This is a genomic window from Streptomyces antarcticus (assembly GCF_026627255.1).
GTDB classification, from domain to species: Bacteria; Actinomycetota; Actinomycetes; order Streptomycetales; family Streptomycetaceae; genus Streptomyces; species Streptomyces antarcticus.
Genome location: NZ_JAPNLM010000007.1, coordinates 255563 through 278039, shown reverse-complemented (window position 1 = coordinate 278039; position 22477 = coordinate 255563). Strand labels below are relative to the sequence as shown.

The 22477-nt window shown below is 67.0% G+C and carries 14 protein-coding genes and 1 pseudogene; 10 read left to right on the top strand and 5 right to left on the bottom strand.

What is annotated here, in order from left to right; translation table 11 throughout:
• The first annotated feature begins 370 nt into the window (after window positions 1–370).
• Entirely contained in the window at window positions 371–1579 is a 1209-nt protein-coding gene (locus OTB16_RS14015; RefSeq protein WP_267720508.1) for an IS256 family transposase, read from the top strand.
• 320 nt (window positions 1580–1899) lie between these two features.
• Window positions 1900–2771 (top strand): annotated as a pseudogene (locus OTB16_RS14010) (tyrosine-type recombinase/integrase); the annotation flags it as partial.
• Window positions 2772–2864: 93 nt separating this feature from the next.
• Here OTB16_RS14010 and OTB16_RS14005 read toward each other — a convergent pair.
• Window positions 2865–3410 carry a barstar family protein gene (locus tag OTB16_RS14005; protein WP_267720466.1) on the bottom strand — a complete coding sequence of 182 codons (546 nt, stop codon included), beginning with the start codon at window positions 3408–3410 and terminating at the stop codon, window positions 2865–2867.
• Window positions 3411–3886: 476 nt separating this feature from the next.
• Between OTB16_RS14005 and OTB16_RS14000 the strand changes: the two genes are divergently transcribed.
• The gene (locus OTB16_RS14000; protein ID WP_267720465.1) at window positions 3887–4915 is read left to right on the top strand and encodes an IS630 family transposase; all 1029 of its coding nucleotides are present in this window, start codon (window positions 3887–3889) and stop codon (window positions 4913–4915) included.
• A 187-nt stretch (window positions 4916–5102) separates the two neighbouring features.
• On the opposite strand, the gene OTB16_RS13995 is transcribed toward OTB16_RS14000, so the two are convergent.
• The 3 genes from OTB16_RS13995 to OTB16_RS13985 all read right to left on the bottom strand — a co-directional run bounded on the left by OTB16_RS13995 (window position 5103) and on the right by OTB16_RS13985 (window position 8336).
• The gene (locus OTB16_RS13995; protein WP_267720507.1) at window positions 5103–5441 is read right to left on the bottom strand and encodes a hypothetical protein; all 339 of its coding nucleotides are present in this window, start codon (window positions 5439–5441) and stop codon (window positions 5103–5105) included.
• A gap of 154 nt (window positions 5442–5595) precedes the next feature.
• A complete protein-coding gene (locus OTB16_RS13990) occupies window positions 5596–6843 on the bottom strand; it encodes a helix-turn-helix domain-containing protein (RefSeq protein WP_267720464.1) in 1248 nt (415 codons plus the stop codon).
• A 602-nt stretch (window positions 6844–7445) separates the two neighbouring features.
• Window positions 7446–8336, bottom strand: coding sequence for a GntR family transcriptional regulator (locus OTB16_RS13985; protein ID WP_267720463.1), 891 nt, complete (start codon window positions 8334–8336; stop codon window positions 7446–7448).
• Between the two features lie 165 nt (window positions 8337–8501).
• On the opposite strand from OTB16_RS13985, the gene OTB16_RS13980 reads away from it, so the two are divergent.
• From OTB16_RS13980 to OTB16_RS13950, 7 genes are all read left to right on the top strand, one after another.
• Window positions 8502–8855: an SCO3933 family regulatory protein gene (locus tag OTB16_RS13980; RefSeq protein ID WP_267720462.1), complete on the top strand. Its 354-nt coding sequence runs from the start codon at window positions 8502–8504 to the stop codon at window positions 8853–8855.
• Entirely contained in the window at window positions 8852–9040 is a 189-nt protein-coding gene (locus OTB16_RS13975) for a hypothetical protein (RefSeq protein ID WP_267720461.1), read from the top strand. Before OTB16_RS13980 ends, OTB16_RS13975 begins: the two co-directional genes overlap by 4 nt.
• Window position 9041: 1 nt before the next feature.
• Complete coding sequence (locus tag OTB16_RS13970; protein WP_267720460.1) at window positions 9042–10433, top strand: cell division protein FtsK; 1392 nt, start codon at window positions 9042–9044, stop codon at window positions 10431–10433.
• 36 nt (window positions 10434–10469) lie between these two features.
• A complete protein-coding gene (locus OTB16_RS13965; protein ID WP_267720459.1) occupies window positions 10470–11162 on the top strand; it encodes a DUF2637 domain-containing protein in 693 nt (230 codons plus the stop codon).
• A 150-nt stretch (window positions 11163–11312) separates the two neighbouring features.
• Entirely contained in the window at window positions 11313–12746 is a 1434-nt protein-coding gene (locus tag OTB16_RS13960) for a replication initiator (protein ID WP_267720458.1), read from the top strand.
• Window positions 12743–12967, top strand: a complete 225-nt coding sequence (locus OTB16_RS13955; RefSeq protein ID WP_267720457.1) for a helix-turn-helix domain-containing protein — start codon at window positions 12743–12745, stop codon at window positions 12965–12967. The genes OTB16_RS13960 and OTB16_RS13955 overlap by 4 nt, the downstream gene beginning before the upstream one ends.
• Window positions 12967–14277 carry a tyrosine-type recombinase/integrase gene (locus OTB16_RS13950; RefSeq protein ID WP_267720456.1) on the top strand — a complete coding sequence of 437 codons (1311 nt, stop codon included), beginning with the start codon at window positions 12967–12969 and terminating at the stop codon, window positions 14275–14277. The genes OTB16_RS13955 and OTB16_RS13950 overlap by 1 nt, the downstream gene beginning before the upstream one ends.
• Before the next feature lie 555 nt (window positions 14278–14832).
• On the opposite strand, the gene OTB16_RS13945 is transcribed toward OTB16_RS13950, so the two are convergent.
• On the bottom strand, window positions 14833–22413 hold the full coding sequence (locus OTB16_RS13945) for a polymorphic toxin-type HINT domain-containing protein (RefSeq protein ID WP_267720455.1): 7581 nt from the start codon (window positions 22411–22413) through the stop codon (window positions 14833–14835).
• Between the last annotated feature and the right edge of the window lie 64 nt (window positions 22414–22477).

Genomic DNA, 22477 nt, shown 5'->3' with positions numbered 1-22477 from the left:
GTCTCCTCGGCGCCCCTCACCATCGAGATCACGATCTACGGCTGGAGTACTAGGAGGCGCGGGCCTAGGCATGGGCACCGCTCACGATGCTCGGAACAGTGCTTGCAGGGGCTTCCGAGCTCGAAGCCGGTGTGGCACACGATGGGGTGGAACGGCCTCCCATACGAAACCTCCACTCCGTGCTGGGCGTTCTCCGGCTATGAGTGTCGACGGTCACGTAATTCCCCAGGGCTGGGGAGTGTACGAATAACGGCGGATCCGATGATCAAGGAGACGCCAGATGACGGACACCGTCGTTGAGTTCGAGCCGGCCGAGGTGTCGGTGAAGGAGCCGGCCGCTGGGGCGGCGTCGGACGAGCAGTTGGTCGCGATGCTCGTGGACCGGGCCCGGTCTGAGGGGCTGCAGCTGACCGGGGAGGGCGGGCTGCTGCAGCTGCTGACAAAGCGTGTGCTGGAGTCCGCCCTGGAGGGCGAGATCACCGATCACCTCGGCTACGAGAAGCACGATGCCGAGGGTCGGAACAGCGGGAACTCCCGCAACGGAACCCGGGCCAAGACGGTGCTGACCGACGTCGGCCCGGTCGAGGTGCGGGTGCCCAGGGACGTATCCGGCACGTTCGAGCCGCAGATCGTGAAGAAGCGGCAGCGCCGGCTGACCGGCGTGGACGAGATGGTGCTGTCCCTGTCGGCGAAGGGGCTGACGCACGGGGAGATCTCCGCGCATCTGGCCGAGGTCTACGGTGCGGAGGTCTCCAAGCAGACCATCTCCACCATCACCGACAAGGTCATGGACGGCATGGCGGAATGGTCCAACCGCCCGCTGGACCGCGTCTATCCGGTCCTGTTCGTGGACGCCATCAACGTCAAGATCCGTGACGGGCAGGTCGCGAACCGGCCGATCTACGTCGTGATGGCCGTGACCACCGAGGGCCACCGCGACATTCTCGGGATCTGGGCCGGTGACGGCGGCGAGGGCGCGAAGTTCTGGCTGCACGTCTTCACCGAGTTGAAGAACCGCGGCCCGGACGACGTCCTGATGCTGGTCTGCGACGGCCTGAAGGGCCTGCCCGACGCGGTGAACACCGTCTGGCCTCGAACGATCGTCCAGACCTGCGTCGTTCATCTGCTGAGGAACAGCTTCCGTTACGCCGCCCGGCAGGACTGGGACAAGGTTGCCAAGGCGCTCAAGCCGGTCTACACCGCGCCGAGCGAGGACGCCGCGACGGAGCGGTTCCTGGAGTTCCAGGAAGCCTGGGGCCGCAAGTATCCGGCGATCATCAAGCTGTGGTCGGACGCCTGGGCCGAGTTCGTCCCGTTCCTGTCCTTCGACGTCGAGATCCGCAAGGTCATCTGCTCAACGAACGCCATCGAGTCCGTGAACGCCCGGATACGCAAGGCCGTCCGCGCCCGCGGACACTTCCCCAACGAGGCCGCCGCCATGAAGTGCGCCTACATGGCCCTGATGTCCCTCGACCCCACCACGGGCAAGGGCCGCAAGAAGTGGACCATGCGCTGGAAGGCCCCGCTGAACGCCTTCCAGATCGCCCTCGACGGCCGCCTCACCCCCACTGACCACTGACAACCTCAAAAACCAAGATCAGCCGTTAACTTGGCTCTGTCGCACATTTGGTGGTGACGGAGGGCGATGATGTCGGTGAGTAAACCCAGCGATCACAGAGTCGCAGGTCAGTACGTTGGAGCGGTTCGTTCTAGGGAATCGGTGGCCGGCGCAGGGGCCGATGTGAGCCCGGCCTGCCGGTCTCCGCATCCCCACTGCAGGGCCGCCCGCTCGTGAAACACCGAGGTCGGAGCGCCATTCGCACTCTCTGCTACTGACGGCACCCAATGCTCACGATCCGTCACCACCGAATGTGCGACAGAGCCGTTAACTTCTCCCCCACCTGCCAGTGCTGCACCCAGGGACTCGACGCCGAACGGAAGAGGTGCTGCGCGGTCGGCGAGTGCTGCCAGAAACGGCTGTCCGCCTTGACCGTGACCTACGTGCACTCGGTGCTCAAGTCCGCCCTGGAACACGCCGTCCGCGAAGACGAACTGCCCCGCATTGTCGCCCGCAACGTCAAGACCACCGCACCCCGGCCCAGGCGCTTCCGGCCCCTCACCGGAACCGAGGCCCGCCAGTTCCTCGACGCTGCCCACGCCGACCGGCTCCACGCGCTGTACGAACTCGCCTTGCGCACCGGCCTCCGCAAGGGCGAACTCCTCGGCCTGCACTGGGAAGACCTCGACCTCAACGGCGGAACGGCCAGCATCCGGCGCTCGCTCCAGCGCACCCGCACCGGCGGCCTCACGCATCTGCCCACCAAGACCCGGGCCTCCGAGCGCGGGATCGCGCTCCCGACCGAATGCCTCCACTCCCTCAAGGAGCACAAGGAGCGGCAGAGGAAGGAGCGGGAAGAGGCCGGGTCGGGCTGGCAGGACAGCGGCCTCGCCTTCACCACGCCAACCGGGGGGGGCCTCTCGACCCTGCCAACCTCACCCGCCGATTCCGCAGCTTCCTCGACCGAGCTGGGCTGCGGCGCATCCGCTTCCACGACCTCCGGCACTCGACCGCAACGCTGCTCCTGGAGCAGGGCGTCGACCTCGTTGTGATCAAGGAACTCCTCGGCCACGCTCACATCGGCGTCACAGCTGGCGTCTACGCCCATGTCCGACTCCGACTCCAGCGCCAGGCCATCGACACCCTCAACGACGCCCTGAGGCTGGCTGAACACGGCAACGATGACCCACCCGTAGCACCCGTCGTCCGCTGACGTTGCCGTCACCGTTGCCGTCAAACGCCACAGCAGCCCCTCCAGATTGAATCTGGAGGGGCTGCTGGACGAAACCCGTACGCCTCAGGGTGATTAAGCGAACCAGACCTCAGGGTTCAAGGTGACCGTGACGAATTCCCCGTCTTTAACGACGGTCAGGTCGGGGTGCTCAACCTTGTCCACAAAATCCACCACATCGAAGTCATTCAACAAGAAGACGAAATGCTGGGCAATTGCAGGCCGGTCGAGCGGGTCCCCATCCAGGTCGACATCGGAATTCGCGCGAGCGGCACCTTGGCAAAGAACAGATACAAACAGTTCCAGATTCCCTGAGTCAATGAGCGAATCAGCCTCATGGATCACGCCAACCATTCCGACTCCGCCAGTGACTTCCACGCAAAGATCATCGAGGCAGTCGACCATGGCGTCCCAGTTCCGCCCAAAGTAGCTCGGAAATTCGAGCCTATCGGCGAAAACCCGAAAGACATCCTCGTCCCGACGAAGATCCCGGGCCTGAAAGTCATACACTCGGCCGCCCCTGCCCTCCAGCACGCCAAGCTGTCGACGGAGCACCCCTGATTCCTTCGACCCAAAAATCACCCAGGGGCCCCGGGTCTCGCTCACATCGAATGAAATCATGACCGATTCACCCCGTAAATTCGCCGGCATAGTAGAAAGTCCCATAGTGGTCCGGGGTGTAATACGCGGGCCCTGGGCCATCCTTCGGCGTCAGTAGGCGTTCGGGGCCTCTAATCGCCTTACCGCAGCCCGGGGCGCTACAGACTGGGAGGTTGGATGTGGCATTCACATCCCACTCCTTATACTTTCCTCCCGGCAATTGACCCAAGTTGTTGCCCCAGTTTGCATTTCCGTTGTATCCCGGAACTTTCCCTATACCTCCGGGACGGCTGTTCACCATGTTGAGCATATCCTCCGCATGCTGCGGAGCGGCACCCGACATAAGCCCTGCACCGGTCGGACTACCGCCTGCACCACCGTGAGTCTGACAGAGCGACGAATTATGCACCAAGACCGGAGTCTTACCTGCCAGCACATATTGAGCCGAAACTGATGGGTTGCCTGCTCGTTGATGGTGTGTGATCGACGGTGGAGACATGAGGCGGTTGTCGCCGGCTGCGCAGGAGGATCTGCGGTTGCGGGTGGTGGCGGCGCTGGAGTCGGGGCGGGTTCGGACGTATGGGCAGGCGGCGGAGGTGTTCGGGGTCTCCACGCGGTCGGTGGGGACGTGGTGGCGAGCCAGCCGCGCGGGTGGCCGAAGCGCGCTGCTCGCGGTAGTTCGAGAACCCCGGGCGGGCAAAGGCGAGTTGATCGACGTGTCCGCTCGCGGGGCGGTCCTGGCGGCGATGCGTGACTACACCCCGGCCGACATCGGGCACAGCGGCGTGCTGTGGACCCGCGCCTCGGTCAGGGCGTTGATCAAGTTGGTGTGCGGGGTGGTGATGACCGAGCAGGGCGTGGGCAAGTGGCTGCGCCGGCACGGCTTCACCCCGCAGCGGCCCGCCCGCCGCTCCTACCGGCAGCGGGACGACCAGGTCCAGCGGTGGCTTGAGGAGGAGTATCCGGCGATCCGGGCCAGGGCGAGTGGGGAGAAGGCCGAGCTGGTCTGGGCCGATCAGTGCGGACTGCGATCGGACACCGCCCCGCCCGGCCGCTCGTGGGCGCCGGCCGGGCAGACCCCGCTGGTCCGGGTGAATGGCCGCCGGTTCCGCGTCAACATCATGTCGGCGGTCGCCTCCCGTGGCGCGCTGTGGTTCACCGTCTTCCCCGGCAAGTTCAACGCGAAGGTGATGTGCGCGTTCCTCGACCGCCTCGCCCGCCAGGCCGGGCGGAAGGTCCACGTGATCGTCGACCGGCACCCGGTCCACCGCAGCAAAGCCGTCCGGGCCTGGCTCGCCGACAACGCCGAGCGCATCGAACTGCACCTGATGCCCGGCTACAGCCCGGAACTCAACCCCGACGAGCTGCTGAACGCCGACTTGAAACACCACGTCCACGCCGCCCGCGCTACCTCCGCTGACGACCTCGCCCGTGAGACCCGGCGCTTCCTGCACCGCAGACAGCACCAGCCCCGCATCGTCTGCGGGTACTTCGCCGCCCGACACGTCCGCTACACAATCCAGTAGGAAACCCATCAGTTTCGGCTCAATAGTACGTGTGCTGGCTGACACGTCCTCAACTGCGTATATGCAGGTGAACGGCGCTTTGGGGTTCCGCTGACGTCCGTCGTAGTGCGTGGAAATCCGTGGTTGTTGCCGTCGCTACTGCCGTCAGGAGCCGTACGCCGCCCCGCATGTCGCGGTGCTCCCGGCGTCAGCCGCCTTCGGTCGTCTCAGGCGGGTCCGGGATGCGCTCCCCGCGCGATTCCGCGACCCTGAGCGCGTCCGTCAGTGCTTCGGTCAGCCGGCAGGCGAGCCAGCGGTACTCGACGGCCGACAGCTCCTGGGCTCCTGGGGCCACGGCCTTTCGGGCGTACTCCAGGAGTTCTTCGCCCATGTCGAGTTGCACTTCTTCGATGCTGTCGGCGAGGGAGGAGAGGTAGCCCCTGCCGTCGGTGCTGAGGTAGCAGGGGTTTCCGTCCTGAGTGGTCCATGGCAGTAAGCGGGGACCGGTCACGCCTGCCGCGGCGTCGTGCAGCTCCCTGCGTCGCATGCGGTCTGCGTCGGTCCTGGATGTGCTCACGGTGCACCCCACCTGGGTCGCCGAATGGAATACGGCGACCGTAGGGGCCTACTGTCCGTCACTCCATCACTGAGGCATGTCAGTTGGCGACAGAGGGTGCTGGAAGTATCGCGTTGCGTGGTAGCTATCCGACGACGCCCAGGTAGTCGGCCATCTCGCGCATCTCTGTCGTGAGGGTGCGCTTGCGCTTGCCCAGGATCTCCTGCATGGTCTCGGCGGCCATGTTCTGGTGCCGCATCCACTCCGGGGCCGCCTCCCGGGCGCGGGTCAGCTCATCCATGGCGGCCGACAGGTCGCCGGTCCGTGTGTGGGCGCGGGCCACGTCGAGGGTGAAGCGGTTCCCGTCGTTCGTGCTGGGCCTGCCCAAGCGTTTCCACGCCTTGGGTGACAACTCTTCCTGCTCGCCTGCCTTGCGCACCACGGCGCGCGCGTCTCCGACCACCATGGAGTCTTCGAGCGCCTTCATCGCCGCTGTGACCGGCCCGAAGACGGACCAGTGCCGGGAGAGGTTGCGGTGCGATGTACCAACGGCGGCTGCCGCCACGCGGGCTGCCTTCCGGTATTCCTTGGCCGCATCCGGGCGGTTGTTGCGGGCGGCTGCGGCTGCGGCCTCCATCGCCAATCCGCCCCACACCGCGTAGTCGTCCGGCTCGGCGCCGGTGATCTTCGGTTCCACCGCGTCCATGCTCTGGGCGGCGATCCGCTCAGCCTCGTCCAGCCTGCCCTGCCGCACCAGCAGCCAGCACATACCGCCGACACCCGAGCCTGCCGCGAGCATGTCACCAGCCTGTCGGGCATCCGTGATCGCGCTTGCCAGGGCCGTGTACGCGATGTCGTACTGCCGCACCTGCGTGAGATAGGTGCCGGCCAGGCGTAGCGCCTCGGCGCGAGCGAGTAGGGCCTGGCGGTGCTCGTCTCCGCTGTCGTAGTAGGCAACGGCCCTCGCTGCGTCGCGCAGCAGGTCCGGCAGTTGAGCCGCGACACTCTTGTAGCTGTCGGAGAAGTACAGGACTCGCGCGTCTCCCACCGTCCGGCTGAAGGCGCGCAGGTTGGGTTCCTCGCCCAACACTTCGGCGTCCTGGTCCACGAGCCCAACAGCCGGGGTGAGTACAGCGCGAAGTTGGATCAGGTTGACCCGGTTCGGCTCCTCTGCGCGGCCCACGGGTTCGGGGGCGTCGGACGCCATCAGCGCGCCGGTGGTCACCCTCAGCGCGCGGGCCAGGGCGTGAAGCGTCTCCATGCGGACCGTGCCGCCCTGCTCTACCTTGCGCACCGTGCCCGGCGAGACGGCCGCGGCGTGGGCCAGATCTTCCTGACTCAGCCCGGCCCGACGCCGGTACTTACGGACGTTGTCCGCCAGTTCCGTAATCATCAGCTGACCACCTCCAGCGCCACGGTACGCCGGTCCGACGAGTCAACCGAGGGCTATCCGGCAGATACCCGCCCGAAGCGGTGACCCACCACCGCACTCGGTGCCGGTCAGGCGGAGGAACGGTGCAGGGCCAGGCCCCGGCAGCATCGGGGCCTGAGCGGGAGGGGTCCCTCGTCGGTCGGGCAGCTTCGCCGTACCAGGGTTCTCCGGGGGCCGCCAAGGCTCACCGGGTGACGCTTGCGCTTGGCCTTGGCGGCCCCCGGGGGTTCCTGGTACGCCTCCGGGGGCCGGGCGACGAGCGACCCCTCCCGCGACCCCGATCACCCATCACCACGACGGAGCCGCACTCGTAGGTCGGCCTCCTCCCCCTCGGAGAGAGGGCCGGGGCCTGGGGCAGAGCCCCAGAACAGTGCCTGCTGGTGGTGTTGCGCGCCCGGACTGGCGGGGCCGCCGGCAAGCGGGGCGGAGACAGGAGCGGGCGGCGGCCCCGAGGGGCCGGAGCGCGCGCGGGCCGCGTCAGCGGGCCGCCTTGATCAAGTAAAGAAACTCTGAACAGCTCACCCGGTACTGCGTGTCCTGCCGCTCCGACGGGTGTGGCCGGTTCAGCGTCGGCGTCTGCTTTCGTTCAGCCGGTCGTGCAGGCGCTGGGCCTTGGCGGCGGTCTCTTCGGGTGTGTAGTTGCCGCTGAGGCGCTTGCGTTGCTCCATGACGGCGCGCATGGCGTCGCGGTGGGTGGTGGCGGCTTCGAACTCTGTGCTGGCCTTGGTGAACCGTTCTTCGGCGGCGGCGAGTTCGGCGGCCACTTCGTCGTCGCTCTTGCCGCTGAGCCGTACGGCCTCCTCGTCCGCCCGGTGCTGGGCCGTCGCCTCCTCCAACCCCTCGTGGTAGCGCTTGAGGAACTGGTCGCGCGGGCTGAGCTGGTGAACGAACACACCCCGGCCCTGCACGGAGTAGATCAGCCCCTCCTCCTTGAGGACCCGCAGGGCGTTCTGTGCGGTGGAGTTGGCGATGCCGAACTGTTCTTGCAGTTCGCGGGCGGACGGCAGCTTGGCGCCTGGTGCGAGTCGGCCGTCCTGGATCTGCTTGCGGAGCGTGTCCGCAGTCCGCACGTACGGGGGGCGGGGATCGTCAGCGGGGCTGGTGGCGGTCTGCCATCCGCGCTGGAGATCACCGAGACCGGTGTACGCGGGATCGGACTCGCCGGGATCAGTTCCTTCGCTTTCCGCTGCGGTCTCCGGCTCCCCTTCGGCCGGCGTCTCCTGCGTGCGGACGTAGCTGCCTCGGCCGAGGACGGAGTAGATCAATCCCTCGCGCTTGAGGAGTCGCAGGGCGTTTTGGACCGTGGAGCTGGCGATGCCGAAGCGTCGTTGCAGCTCGCGCGCGGCGGGGAGGCGCTCGCCTGGGCGTAGCTCGCCGTCGTGGATGGCGGCGCGCAGGACATCGGCGGCCTGGACGTACGGCGGCCGGGGGTCCTCTCCCAGGGGCAGCTTCATGGCACGAGGGTATCGGCGTCGGCACTCATGGCACACCCGGGTGTCCTCGGCGTTCCAGACGTATCGGTGTAGCGATACGAATCGACCGTTGCGTGTGTAGCGGGCGTGCCGCTATGGTTATGGCGAGTCGATCAAGCGGCTCCACCGAACAAGGGGTGTGATGGCATGGCCATGACTCGTATCCGTGTTGCCCTGCTGCCGTCGGCGGTGTGCATCGCGGGCACCGAACCGGCGCTGAAGATCAAGGACCAGCAGACCGGGGAGGTCGCCACCGACCGGGAGACCGGCGCGTCGCTGTACACGGTGACCGTGATGCTCATGGAGGACGGCCGCGCCGAAGTCCTGAAGCTCACCGTCCCGGAGACCGGCCTTGCGACCGGACTCAAGCCGGGGGCGATGGTGCGGCCGGTGGAGCTGTTCGCGACCCCGTGGGCTCGGATCTTCAACGGGCAGCTCTCCGACGGCGTCGCCTACCGGGCCACCCGCCTGGAGCTGGTGACGGCGGAGGCGAACCAGTGACTCGCTTCGAACACCGTGCGCCGGAGCGGGAGTTGTCCCCGCTCCGGCCCCTGCCGGGGGCCGAGGGCAAGGCCACCTTCGCCGTCTCGGCCGCCATGCTCGATCTGCTCGCCCTGAGCCCGGAGCAGGCGGCCCGCCTGGACCTGCGCGACGTGCTGCGCCTGATACACGAAGAGGGGGCCTGACATGGAAGCCATCACGGGATACGCGTCGTATGTGCTGCCGATCGCTACTGCGCTGGCCGGTGTGTGGCTGCTGGTGACGGTGGTGCGCTACGTGCGGGCCGACCAGGGCACCCGGGTCAGCATGCGGCAGGCCGTGCGGGTGCGCTGGGGCTGGGTACGGCTCGCGCGGATGGCCGGGCTGACGGTCACCGACAAGACCCCGAGCCTGCTCGCGCAGATCACCGCCCAGAAGGACGGTGCGGTCCCCGCGCCCCGGGTGCTGACTCCGAAGATCAAGGTCAAGCCCGATCAGTACGGGGTGATCGTGCGGGCTCGCACGCTGCCGCAGGTCGGTTTGGAGGAGTACCAGAAGTCGGCGCGGTTCCTGGCGGATGCCTGGCGGTGCACGCGGGTGTCCGTGCTGCCGGACGGCCCCGGCAAGGTGGTGATCCGGGGTGTGCGCTCCGACCCGCTGACCACGCCGACCACCCACCGGCCCACTGGTCTGCCGCTCACGGACCTGACGCACTGGGAGCTGGGGGTGGACGAGTTCGCCGCCCAGGTGTCCGTGTCCCTGGCCAACGTGCCCGGGGTGACAGTGGCCGGCGTCCCTGGTGCGGGCAAGACCTCGGGGGTCAACAAGTTCGTCTGCGACTTCGCGCCGTCTCCGTCCGTGCAGATCGCGACTGCGGACGGGAAGGTGTCGCGGGCCTCGGAGGGTGACTACGCCGACCTGGTCAAGCGGATGTTCGCGCTCTGCGGGGATGACCTGGATGAGGCGAACGCGCTGTTCAAGCGCCTGGTGGAGTTGCGCAAGCGGCGCTCTGCAACCATCCGTGACGTACTGGGCGTGAAGAACATGTGGCACGTCGGCCCGTCACCACAGTGGCCGCTCACGGTCCTGATCATCGATGAGGCGCACACGTTCTTCCGCGAGTACAAGGGCAGCGATGCGACGGCGAAACGTCTGGCCGCGCTGACGGCGGAGAATGCCCGGTTGGTGGAGGACCTGGTCAAGAAGGGCCGCAGCGTCGGCATCCTGGTGATCCTGATCAGCCAGAAGACCACTGGCGACGCCATCCCCACCCTTATCCGCGACGTGTGCCCCATCGGGCTGTCTTTCGCGCAGAAGACCGTGGAAGCCGCGGTGGCCGCGCTGGGTGAGGACATCCGCAACTGGCCCGACGCCAGCCCGGTCGCCTTGCAGGACCCCGCCTACGTCGGCGTCGCGGTGATGGCGATGCAGGGCCGCCCCGGCTACACCCGCATCCGCACCCCCTACGTCTCCGACACCGACGCGGCCCGCGTCGCGGACGCCACTTCGCACCTGACCGCCGACCCGAACCTGTGCCTGGACGCCCTTCTCCGCTCGACCGGTCGGACGGCAACGCCCGCGTCCTCACTCACCAAGTGATCCCGAAACGCCCACGGCAGAAAGGAGGTTGAGACTATGGCGGAGGAGCGGTTCACCCGGCGCACCGTGACCGTGGTCATGGCGATCATCGCGGCCCTGGCCTTCGTCTTCTCCTTCGGCAACGTCTGGGCGCTCGCCCTGCGACTCGGCGTACCCCGCCCGATCGCGCCGCTGATCGCACCCATGGTGGACCTGTCGGTCGTCGGGCTCCTGGTCGCGCTGCGGTTCCTGGCCCTGCGCGGCGTGCCCAAGGCGGAGTTGCGGGCCGGTACCCGGCTGCTGCACCTGTGCGGCCTGCTCACCCTCGCACTGAACACCGCCGAACCCCTGCTGGCCGGACGCTACGGCCGGGCCTGCCTGGACACCGTCGCCCCGCTCCTGCTCCTCGGCTGGGGCCACGTCGGCCCTGCCTTCCTCGCCCAGTTCCACACACCCATCGCCCCCGCCCCGCACCCGGAGGAAACTGCCGCTCCTCTCTCCGAGCCGGTGCCCGACGAGGCACCCGCACTCGAATCAGCACCGACGATCCCCATCCCGGCTCCGGCCGCCTTCGCCAAGACGGCCCGCTCCGTCTCCGGCCCGGCCCTGCCGTCCGCTCTGTTGGACGCGGCCCGGCGCATCGCGGACACTCACCGCGCCGAGCACGGAACCCCGATCACCGCCGCCCACCTCGGCGCGCGCATGGGCATCGCCCTGCCGGTGGCCACCACCGCGCTCGCTCAGCTCTGAGCCCCGGCCCTCACCGGCCGCATCCCCTCGCTGAACCCCACGCCCGCCCATGGGCCTGGTTCGTCATGCCCCGAGCAGCACCAACACGCCGCCCCGCCTGGCTGGTTGCTGCTCGGGGCCACCCACCCGAACTGAAGGGACACGCCCCGAATGGTCACCCTGGACCTGCGCCACGTGGCAAGCCCCGCCGTACGGGACCTGCTCCACCTGGCCAACCACCCCGACTTCGACCGCGCACACCAGCAGATCGAACACCTCGGCGGCTGCACCGAGCCCGTCCGCCTGACCGGCCAGAGCACCACGATCGAAACCACGACCGGCGAGGTGCTGCGCTCCTACAGCTCCGCCGAGGAGCCCACGGGCAGCCTGCTCACCGCATGCGGCAACCGCCGCGCCTCCCGCTGCCCGGCCTGCTCCCGCCTCTACGCCGCCGACACCTACCACCTCATCCGCGCCGGCCTCTCCGGCGGCAAGACCGTCCCCGACACCGTCCGCACCCACCCCCGCGTCTTCGTCACCCTCACCGCCCCCTCCTCCGGCCCCGTCCACAACCGCCCCGACGCCCGGCCCTGCCGCTGCGGAACCCGGCACGAACCCACAGACGCGCTGCTCGGTACGCCGCTCAATCCGGCGACGTACGACTACGTCGGCGCGGTCCTGTTCAATGCCCACGCCGGAGCCTTGTGGGCCCGCTTCGCGATCTACCTGCGGCGGGAACTCGCCACCCGGCTCGGCATTACGCAGAAGGCCGCCCGCGCGGTGCTTCGGGTGTCCTTCGCCAAGGTCGCCGAGTACCAGAAGCGCGGCCTGGTCCACTTCCACGCCGTGATCCGCCTCGACGGCCCGGACGGCAACACCCAGCCCCCACCGTCCTACGCCACCGCCGCCGTACTCACCGACGCCATTCGCTCCGCCGCACCACGCGCCCGCATCTCAGTCACCTCGGACGCGATCGGGGAACGCGAACTCTCCTGGGGCCAGCAGCTCGACGTACGCGAGATCGCCGCCTTCGGCACCGACAGCGAACTCACCGACCAGGCCGTGGCCGCCTACGTGGCCAAGTACGCCACCAAGTCCGCCGACGCCTCCGGCACCCTCGACCGCGCCCTGTACTGCCGCCCCTGCCAGGGACGTGGCGCCACCCTCCTGCCCCACGGAACCCCGCTCCCGTGCACCGCCTGCGACGGCACCGGGCAGGCCCGCCCGCTGCCCCGCCTCGCCGTCGCCCGCCACGTCCGGCAGATGATCCGCACCTGCTGGGAGCTCGGCAGGCTGCCCGAGTTCGCCGAACTCAAGCTCTGGAAGTGGGCGCACATGCTCGGCTTCCGGGGCCACTTCTCCACCAAATCCCGCCGGTACTCCTTCACTCTCGGCGCGCTGCGCGACGCCCGCCGCGCCTGGCGCACCGAACAGGCCCGCGCCCACGCCGGCCTTCCCGAACCCGACCCGACAACCACGCTCGTCATCGGCCACTGGGACTACCTCGGCTCGGGCTACAGCCCCGGCGCGAGCCTCCTCGCCGCCCACGTCTGGCACCGCAAGGAACTGGAACGCCAGTTCGCGGCCGAAGGCGGCTGCTCATGACCTCGCCCCCGACTGCCGTCCTCCACGCCGGGACGGGCCCGGCGCTGGAGTTGCTGACGGTCCCCCAGGTCATGGCCCGCCTCCAGCTCGGCCGCTCCACCGTCTACGACCTGCTCCGCACCGGGCAACTCGCCTCGATCACCCTCGGCCGCGCCCGCCGCATCCCCACTCACGCCCTCACCGACTTCATCCGCACCCGCCTGGAACAGGACGCCGCCTGATGACCACGCCCCTCCCCGCTTCGTCCCGCCGCTCCCGTACCCGTGCGAACGGCGACGGGACCGTCTACCAGCGCAAAGACAGCCGCTGGGAAGCCGCCGGATACGTCCTCGCCCCCGGCAACACCCGCAAGCGCATCCGTGTCTACGGCACCACCCGCAAGGAAGCACTGGCCAAGCTCACCGAGAAGATCGCCGCCAGCAACCGCGGCCTCCCCGCCCCATCCGCGCAGGGCAGCCTGGCCGCGTACCTCACGTACTGGCTGGAGAACGTCGCCGTTCACCAGCTCCGCGAGAACACGCACACCCGCTACACCGCCGTCGCCCGGCTCTACCTCGTCCCCGGCCTCGGCAAGAAGAAGCTCGCGAAGCTCACCGCCAAGGACGTCCGCACCTGGCTCAACGAGCTCCGCACCACCTGCCAGTGCTGCACGCGCGGCCTCGACGCGGCTCGCGAGGAGTCCCGCTGCTGCGCCGCTGGTGAGTGCTGCTCAAAGCGACTCTCGCCGCTGACCCTGGCCTACGTCCACTCCGTACTCAAGTCCGCTCTGGAGCACGCGGTACGCGAGGAGGAGATCCCGCGCAACGTCGCCCGCAACGTCCGCACCGGCACACCCCGCCCCCGCCGCTTCGACCCCCTCACCGCCGAAGAAGCCCGCGAGTTCCTGGCCGCCGCCAGCCGTCACCGCTTGCAGCCGTTGTTCGAACTCGCCCTGCACACCGGACTCCGCAAGGGCGAACTCCTCGGCCTACGCTGGGAAGACCTCGACCTGGCCGGCGGAACCGCCAGCATCCGCCGCACCCTCCAACGCACCAACTCCAGCGGCCTGACCGCCCTCCCGACCAAGACCAAGAACTCCGAACGGCGCATCGCCGTGCCGACCACGTGCCTGCGTTCCCTCGAACAGCACCGCGACCGCCAGCGCCAGGAACGCGAAGCGGCAGGGGAAGGCTGGCAGAACAGCGGCTACGTCTTCACCCGCCCCGACGGCGCACCGGTCGAAGGGTCCACCCTCACCCGCCACTTCAACACCCTGCTCCGCCAGGCAAAGCTCCGCCGCATCCGGTTCCACGACCTCCGACACTCAGCGGCAACCCTCCTCCTGGAACAGGGAGTGGAACTCGTCGTGATCAAGGAGCTGTTGGGCCACGCCCACATCGGCGTCACCGCCACCGTCTACGCCCACGTCCGGCTCCGCCTCCAACGCGACGCCATCGACCTCCTCAGCAACGCTCTCCGCACTCTCACCGAGACGGCAAGTCAGCCCGACGATGGCGACGATCCGCCGCCTCGCGCAGCAATCGTCCGCTGACGTTGCCGTCAACCGTTGCCGTCAAGATACTCCAGAGGCCCCATCGGAAATGTTCCGATGGGGCCTCTGGCGCCCTATTCGCCTATAGCGGGCGCACCTGCGACAGGAATTTCAGAACCCCCTTGAGAGGTGCAGTGAGGTCCTTGCGATCAATTCCAGCCGCCTCCAGGTGGACGAGAATTTTCGAGCTTTCCCCGCGCTCGGGAAAAGTATTCAAAAACTCAGCCACGCACGAGTCCAGGACATGGAATACGTACCTTTCGATCTCTGAATCTCTACCACTAGTCGCCGAAGTTTGCGGAGGAGCGGGAGGGGTTGCCATGATTATACTTGGCGCGCCATCCCCTCGCGTGTTCACCAGGGCCTGTGCTACCCCAATTCGCGGGGTTCCGCCATAGCGTTCATGAGCAAGCGGAAAGCTCAAAATCGCAGCGTCACAGTCTGCTCCCGTTTCAGGTACTGATCCAACCCGGAACTCAACTCCTGGCAGCCCGCACAAGGCTTCCCGGCACGCCTCCATGATTCGCTCGGTAGATGCCGCGACTATGTATCTCATCAGCAGCTCATACCGGTCATGATTGAAGGCCTTCCAAGGATCTCCAATTCGCCATTATTGAGAGCAACTCCACCATCAATCACATCGGCAGTGTACGCCATGCGGGCACCCTCAGGCAGATCCGCAACGTTAACCGTGGTGCGAATCATAGTATACGGACCTTCTTTAGGATAGGCCGCGTAGGCCCTGCGGGAATACTCGGCAGCACCCTTTTCCGTAAAGGAGAAATACTTGACGCCCTGCGGGCTATTCCAAGTCCGATTTGCCGATATATCCGCGAGTTCATTAGCAGTAACGCCGCGCCAGAGGTGTATCTGCCCCGGGCCCAGCCCGCCGCTATTGTGAACCAGAATTGGCGTATCGCCTGCGAGTACATAGTACGTGTGGAGGTCGGCGACGGTGAGGTTGTAGGTCTCGTTGACGGCTTGGTAGGTGCGGATCCGAACCACGGCCGCTGTTTGTCCCTCATCGGTCCGGAGGGTTGTGCCTGGCTTGAGCTCGTCCGCGTTCACCCAAGTCTGATCCGTTTCGGACCAGAACGGGTGGTGGCCTGTTGTGGTGATGGTCGCGATGCCGTTGTTGGTTTCGATTCCGAGGTCGACGTATTTCTTGTCGTCCTCGGTGAAGATTGTGGCTGTGACCGTCTTGGCTGCAGTTTCCCCTGTTTCAGGGTCGGTTGCGGTGACTTCCTCGCCTGTGGTCAATTCTTCGATGGGTTTGCTGGTGCCGTCGGCCAGGAGGACTTTGGTTCCTGCGGTAAAGCTGTCGCAGCGCCCGAATACCTTCGTCAGGAGTTTTGCGAGTCCCTTGGTGCCAGCCTTGACTCCACCCTTTACCAATCCGCCCGGCATGGGTGCTACCACTTCGCCCAGGAGGTACGAACCACTGTTCGTGTCTACGCCGAGGTGTTGCATTAGGGCGCCGTACCCTGTTGCGAAGGGCCCCGGCCTAGTAATGGTCCCTGAACCGAAGACGGCGTAGTCGGCAACCTCAACGAAGCTTTTTCCTATGCCACCGGCCATGTTCTTCAGGGAGAGTTGGCGTGGTTTGTATCCCTTGTAGGGGTCTCGGGGTGCCCTTCTTTGGAAGTTTGCCGAGATTTGTTCGCTGATGGTGCTGCGGTTCCAGCCTTGTTGGCCGGATTTCCGGCCGACGCGGGATTCGTAGTACATGTACTGGTGGGACCAGGGCATGTAGTCGATTTGGCTGGAGTTGGAGGCGGTGATGGTGGTGTTGCCGTTGCAGCTGTAGAGGGTTCCGCATTCTTCGCTGCGCAGGCCGCTGGGGTCGGATCCGGTGATGGGGTTGCCACTTGCGTAGGTGTAGCCGTTCATCTGGAGCGGGTCGGTGATGTCGATGATGGGGTCGACGCTGATGAAGCGGCCGGTGACCGGGTCGTACTCGCGGGCGCCGATGTGGGTGAGGCCGGTGGTGTTGTCGTCTGTGCCGGTTCCGAGGAAGGTGCGGTTGCCGGGCCAGTCGGCGGGCTGTGCGCCGCGGGGGTTGCCGTAGGGGTCGGATTTGCGGCGGGTGATCTTCTGGTTTTCGGCTTGTTCGACGTTGGCGGTGGCGGTGTTGTGGTGGTCGGTGACCAGGACGGAGAGCTTGTGGTTGTCCTTCTTGCCGTCGGTGTGGCGCACTGTGGTGCCGCCGGGGCCGGTGTAGTAGCGGACGGCGTCGATGGGCTGGCCGGCCTTGTTGACGGTGATCTCGGTTTCACCGAGGTAGAGGGTGCGTGCGCTGCCGGTTTCCTGGATGAGTCGGTTGTCGCCGGCGTCGTAGAGGTAACTGGTGGCGTTGCTGAAGGTCCACTGCTGGGCGGCGGCTCCGCTGGCGCAGGTGAAGACGTGAAGGTCGCTGCCTTCGGCGGGGTTGTTGTTGGGGACGGTGACGCAGGCCTTGGCGGCCGTGCTGTAGAGGGTCTTGTCCGCGGCGTTGTGGGTGAACTTCTGCTCTTCGCTGCCGTTGCAGGTTGCCAGCCGGGCCCGGGCGTCCTGGGCGGTGAGGCATTTGCCGAGGGCCTGGATGGTGTCGCCGGTGATGCGCCACTGCTGGGCTTTGGACTCGTTGCACGACAGGAGTTGTGCGGGTGTCCCGTCGGTGTTCTTGCCGTCTTCGACGTCGAGGCATTTCCCGGCCAGGCCGGTGACGGCTACGCCGCCGATGCCGGGGCTGGTGGCGTTGACCAGCTTGTTGCGGCGGTCCCAGCCGAGGGTCTGGGTGTCGCCGTCGATGCGGCGGGTCTTGGTGTTTCCGGTCGCGTCGTAGGTGTAGGTGGACAGGGAGTTGACGGTTGATCCCGCCTTGCGGGTGGTCTCCTCGGCCTTGGCCAGTGCGTGGGGCTGGGTGGTGACCGGGGGCTGGGTCCCGTTGCCGGCGACGGTTACGCCGTAGGTGTACGAGGTTTCGTCGTCGGTGGCGTACGCGACCTTGCCGTCAAGACCCCTGGTGAGGGTGCGGTTGATGAACTTGGTGCGGTTGCCGATCTTGTCGAACTGGTATTCCTGCCAGAATCCGTCGTTGTCTGGGCCGGCGTCGACGTTCTCGAGGGTGGGGGCGGTGCAGGCGGCGGTCTTGCCGGTCCAGGCCTGGGTGAGCTGGCCCATGGTGTCGTGGGTGAAGCACTGGCGCTCTACGCGGCCGCCGGGCTGGGTGTCGGTGATCGAGGTCGGGTTGCCGACTGCGTCGTAGGTGTACGCCAGCGCCGAGACGAGGGGGTCGGTGGTCTCGCGGTGGTTGGAGGCTTCCGTGACGCGGCCCGTGTTCTGGTTGTAAAGAGTGCTGGACCACACGCGGTTGGGGGCACTGCCGGTTGCGGTGCGCTGGACTTGTCCGAGCGGGCTGTAGATGGTGTCGGCGGTGTACCAGGCCAGGCCGGACATGGTCTGGGGGAGGCCGTCGGTGTTGTACCGGGTGATCAGCTTTTCGGCGGCGAGCCCGCCCGGGGTGGAAGGAAGGGTGGAGGACTGGACCTTGCCCGTCGGGGTGTAGGTGGTGCTGTAGGCGTAGGTTCCGGCCAGGCCCTTGGTGGCGCCGACGTCCGGGATCGTGGTCTTGGAGCCGGTGGGCCGGCCCTCGGTGTCGTAGCCGGTGACCTCGCTGGTGTATGCGGTGCCGTTGGCGCCGCCGGTGTAGCGCGTGGAGGCGACGGGCAGGCCCTTGCCGTTGGGGAGGGTGTCGTAGGTCCAGGCAGAGATGAGGGCGCCGTCGGCAGTGTCCGCGTGAAGTGCGGTTTTGCGGCCGAGGGCGTCGTACTTCGTGACCTGGGAACGGTTCAGGGAGTTGGTGGTGGAGACTTGCTGGTCGAGGTTGTCGTAGGTGAACGTCGAGCGGCCCATGTCGGGGTCGTCGGAGGACGTCATGCGGCCGCGGGCGTCGTAGGCGTAGGTCCAGTTGTTGCCGGCGGCGTCGGTGACCTTGGCCAGGTTTCCGCGGGTGTCGTAGGAGTACCTGGTCTTGGTCGTGGTGGGGTCCTCGACCTTGTCCGCGTCGACCGTGGTGGACGTGTAGTGCTCTACCAGGGCGGTCCGGTTCTGGGTGTCGGTGGTGGTCTTGACCGCGCGGCTTCCCGGCAGCGGGGATGCGCCGTTGGCGGACATGCCCGTCCGTGCCAGTGTCCAGTCACCGCCGTACTGGGTGGTGGCGGACTGTATGGGCACTCCCTCGAAGAGGGTGGTGGTGCGCAGTGCGCGGCCGAGTCCGTCGTATGCGGTCTGGGTCGAGTTGTGTACTTCGGTCATGGACTTCGGTACGAAAATTCCGGTGTCCGGGGTGCCTTCGGCGAGGTATCCGCTGTTGGTCTGGCGGACGGTGCCGTTCGCACTGTAGAGCGTGTCGGTGACGATCCGGCCGCCGCCCAGGGCCTCGGCCTGGGTCTGGCGGGGGCGCAGGAGGCCGTCATAGATGGTGAGTGAGGTGCTGTAGGTTCCGTTGTCCTTGAGCGCACGGGAGATGACGACCGGCGTTTTGAGTTCGGAGATCTGGTATTCGAACGTGTAGGCGGCCTTGTCGGTGGCCTTCTGCGAAGCCGTCCGGACTTCGGTACGGCGGCCGAGTTCGTCGTAGGCCGTCGTGGCCTTGCCGCCGTTTGCGTCGGTCGTCTCCAGGACGTTGCCCCGGGCAGGATCGAGCTTGGTCGTCACCGTGTGCCCGAGAGCGTTGGTGGAGGTGACGCTGAACGCCGGCCCCGTCGCCGGGCTGAAGGCAGAGGCCGAGGGGTTGCCCGCACCGTCGTAGCTTTTGACGGCACGCCCGAGCGCGTCGTACTCAGTTCGCATCGTGGTCACCCAGGCGGTGCCTGCCGCGTCGAGGGTGTCGACCTGGTAGGGGAGGCCCCTCGTGGGGGCTGCTCCGAACGCGGCGGGAGCGTCGTAGGAGATGCGTTCGTCGGCGAGGACCGTGCCGGTTGCGGTCTTCGAGCAGTCACCGGCGGTCTTCCGGTTCTGCTGGGGAAGGCCGATCAGGTTCTTCTCGGTGTTGTGTACGTAGACCGGCTTGGCGCAGGCCTGCTCGACCTCAACCCATCTGGTGCCGTCGTGCGTCAGGGTCTCAATCTGAGTGGTGAAAGGCAGACCGTAGTTGACGGCGTCGGTGGCGTCGTCGCTGTCATAGGTGGTGCGGGTGCGCACCATGCGAGACTTTCCGCCGCTGACGCTCTGGATCTCGTCAGTTCGCGAGGTGCCCCGTCGGAATGCCTCGAGATTTGTGGTGTCGGTCCGGGTCCGGACTGCCGTCCGCTCGCTCCAGGGCACGGTGAGTACCCGGGAGACGATGCTCCCGCCGGTCTTGGAGTAGGTGATGGTCTCGGCGGCCTGGCCCTGGTGCTGCATCAGGTCTTCGCCGAGGTTCTCGGCGCCGGTGGAGTCCTTGACCGTGATCTTCGCGCGGCCCGCGTCACCGGACATGCCACGGAAGTAGCGGGTACGGGTCTGGGACTGCTCGGTGGAGTCAGGTTTGCCCGCGTTCGCGGTGACTCCGCGCTTGGTCAGGACGCTGGCGTAGCCGCGCCACTGGCTGTAGGTGCGCAGATCTGACTTGGTGAACTCGTCGGTGTCCTTCGCCCAGGCGGCATCGCCCTCGTAGGTGTACGTGGTGGTGATGTCGGGCTGGCGGGCGACGCGGTCCTTTTCGACGACGCTCTCGACGACGTACTTGTTGAACCACTCCACCGGCACCTTCTCCGGCTCCAGTCCGGAGTCCGCGGACCAGCGGGAGGGGAAGCAGCGCGTGGTGTTCTCTTCGGGCTTTGGACGGGTGGCTCCGACCGGGCACGGGTCGGAGTAGTTGACGTATATGTCCCCGCCGGTTTCGGTGCGGATCGTCTCCACACGCAGCCGGTCGAAGTCGGGTGCGTCCTCATCGGCCGACTTCGCGACGCGGTTGGGCATGTCGATCTCATTGGCCAGGAAGGAGACCGCCGGCATCGGCACGCCGGTGGCGCTGTCCTTGGCGCCGTACCCGGTGCGGGTGATCGACTCCAGCCACAGCGGCGGATGCGTGTCGGTCCGATGCGCGGGCAGGGACTGCTTTAGGGCCCATTGGTCGACTTTGGACAGGGCGGTCGAGCCTTCGGTGCGCTGTCCATAGGTGGTGACTGCGGCAAGGCGCTTGCGCGACCAGAAGGTTGGTGAGGAGACGTAGCATTTCGCCGCGTCCGTCTTGCAGTGCAGGGTGGTGGGGGTGTCCCACCACCCGCGCTTGTCCACGGCGTTCTTGGAACCGAACTGCGCATCGCCGCACTTGGTGTCGCGGTCCTCGAAGCAGCGTTCCTCTACCCCGAACTCAACCCGGCCGGCGGGTGCGCCGGCGAGGTTGTCGGCGCGGAGGCCGTAGAGGATGCGAAGGGGATACCCCCCGCGGACGTATCCGACCTTGTCGCTGTCCTTCTCCCCGTACTTTTCGTTCTTGGCGTAGCGGTTGTTCTCCGGTTGCCAGTCGATGACCATGGCATTGCCGTGGACGTCCTCGACGTAGTCGAGGTTCCAGCGCCAGGCCTGCTTGCAGGAAGAGTCGGCGTAGGCGGGCTTGTAGCAGGGTTCGTCAGGGTGGTTGCCGAAGACGGGGACGTTGAACACCGAGTTGGTGACGTTCTGCGGCGACGTGCCGTCGCCGTGGGTGCCGACGTTGTGGCGACCGTAGTGGTAGCGCATCCCGTCGCGGGTGGTGACGATCCAGTACTCGCCGTCCTTGGCGCCGTTCGCGCCGCCTGTCTTCCGCTCCACCTTGGAGCCGTCGTCAGAGGCGGGTATCCACTTGCCGCTCGCGGTGTCGTGGACGAGTTCGGTGGTGTTGCCGCCGAGGGACAGGGCGACATTGTCTCCCGCCCAGCAGAGGTCTTCCTTCTTCTTGTCCTTGGTGTTGTCGTTGTTGGGCTTGCTCGGGTTCGCCTTCACGTCCGCGGCGCAGGATCGGTAGCGGCGCTCGATGAAGCCGGGGTTGTAATCCCAGCCGTCGCCTACCCAGGAGGCCTGGCCGTTGGTTGCCGACGTCTTGCCGTCCACCGCCTGGGAGGAGTACGAGAACGCGATGCTGGGTGTGGGTCCCGCGGCAGCCGGCGGCACTGTCAGCGGATAGGTCCAGGAGAAACCCCCACCGCTGCTGCCGGCCGTCCAGGTACCCGAAGGGGAGAGCGACGTGGCCTTGTAACTGCCACCCGTTCCCGCACCTCCGTCGCTCGCCGCAAGGAGGAAGGAGCCACCCCCGCCTCCGCTCATCGTGCGCATGCCGGGATCCGGGGAAGCGGCCGGATCAACGGTGGCCCGGATCTTCTTGCCAGACGGGTCAGAGGTGTTCGGGATGTCGGTTGAGACGGTGCATTCGTCCCGGAGCGGCTTTTCAAGGAAGCACACGGGTAGCTGCTTCAGCTTCAGGCGGGTAGCCCACTCCGTGCCGTAGAGGTCCTTGAACTTCGCGTAGTCCAGCGCGACGTCAACGGGAGTGGCCCCGCCGGCAGGCGGTGTGATCTTGATGAGGGCGCCGTCGATGTCGGCGTCCTCGGTGGTGGCACGCGCCTCCATGGACACCGACCAGGTGCCCGACGGGGCGGTGTCGGAGCCCTTTGCCTTGCCGATGCTGACGGGAAGGGAACCGACCGGGACGAGCGCGTCGCCTGCTGCAGGCTGCAGGTTGACGGTGCCCGCGCCCTCCTGGGGCGTCTTCTGTTTCGGCTCGTATGCCCCGGGAGGGAGCGGCGCGGTGCCGGCCCAGCCCTTGAGCTTCGCGGCCGCGACCTCGTCGAGCTTGGCCTTGAGGTCCTTCTGGAGATCTGGGAGCTGTATCCCGGACCGGTCGCCCGGTGGCGCGGCCCAGGCCTGAACGGGAAGAAGAGATGCGACCAGCACCACGGACAGCGTGATGCCGACTTGCCCGGCGAGGCGCGCGCGTCTAGGGCGCGCCTTTCTGTTTCCGGGCAGGCGGAAATTCGCCGAGAACGGCGACATGTGGACCCCCCACGATCTGCCGCCGCGGCAATGGCACACGGCAGGCAGGAAACTGACAGATATCCTGCTAATCCTGCGGCCATCAAAGAAGAAAATCCATACCCCGATAATCGATGTGGCCTTAATCACCTTACCGTCCACATATCTGGGATAAATAATGCAAAACGGTCGTTAACGGCGACCTGGATGGTGAATGCCAGAGGCG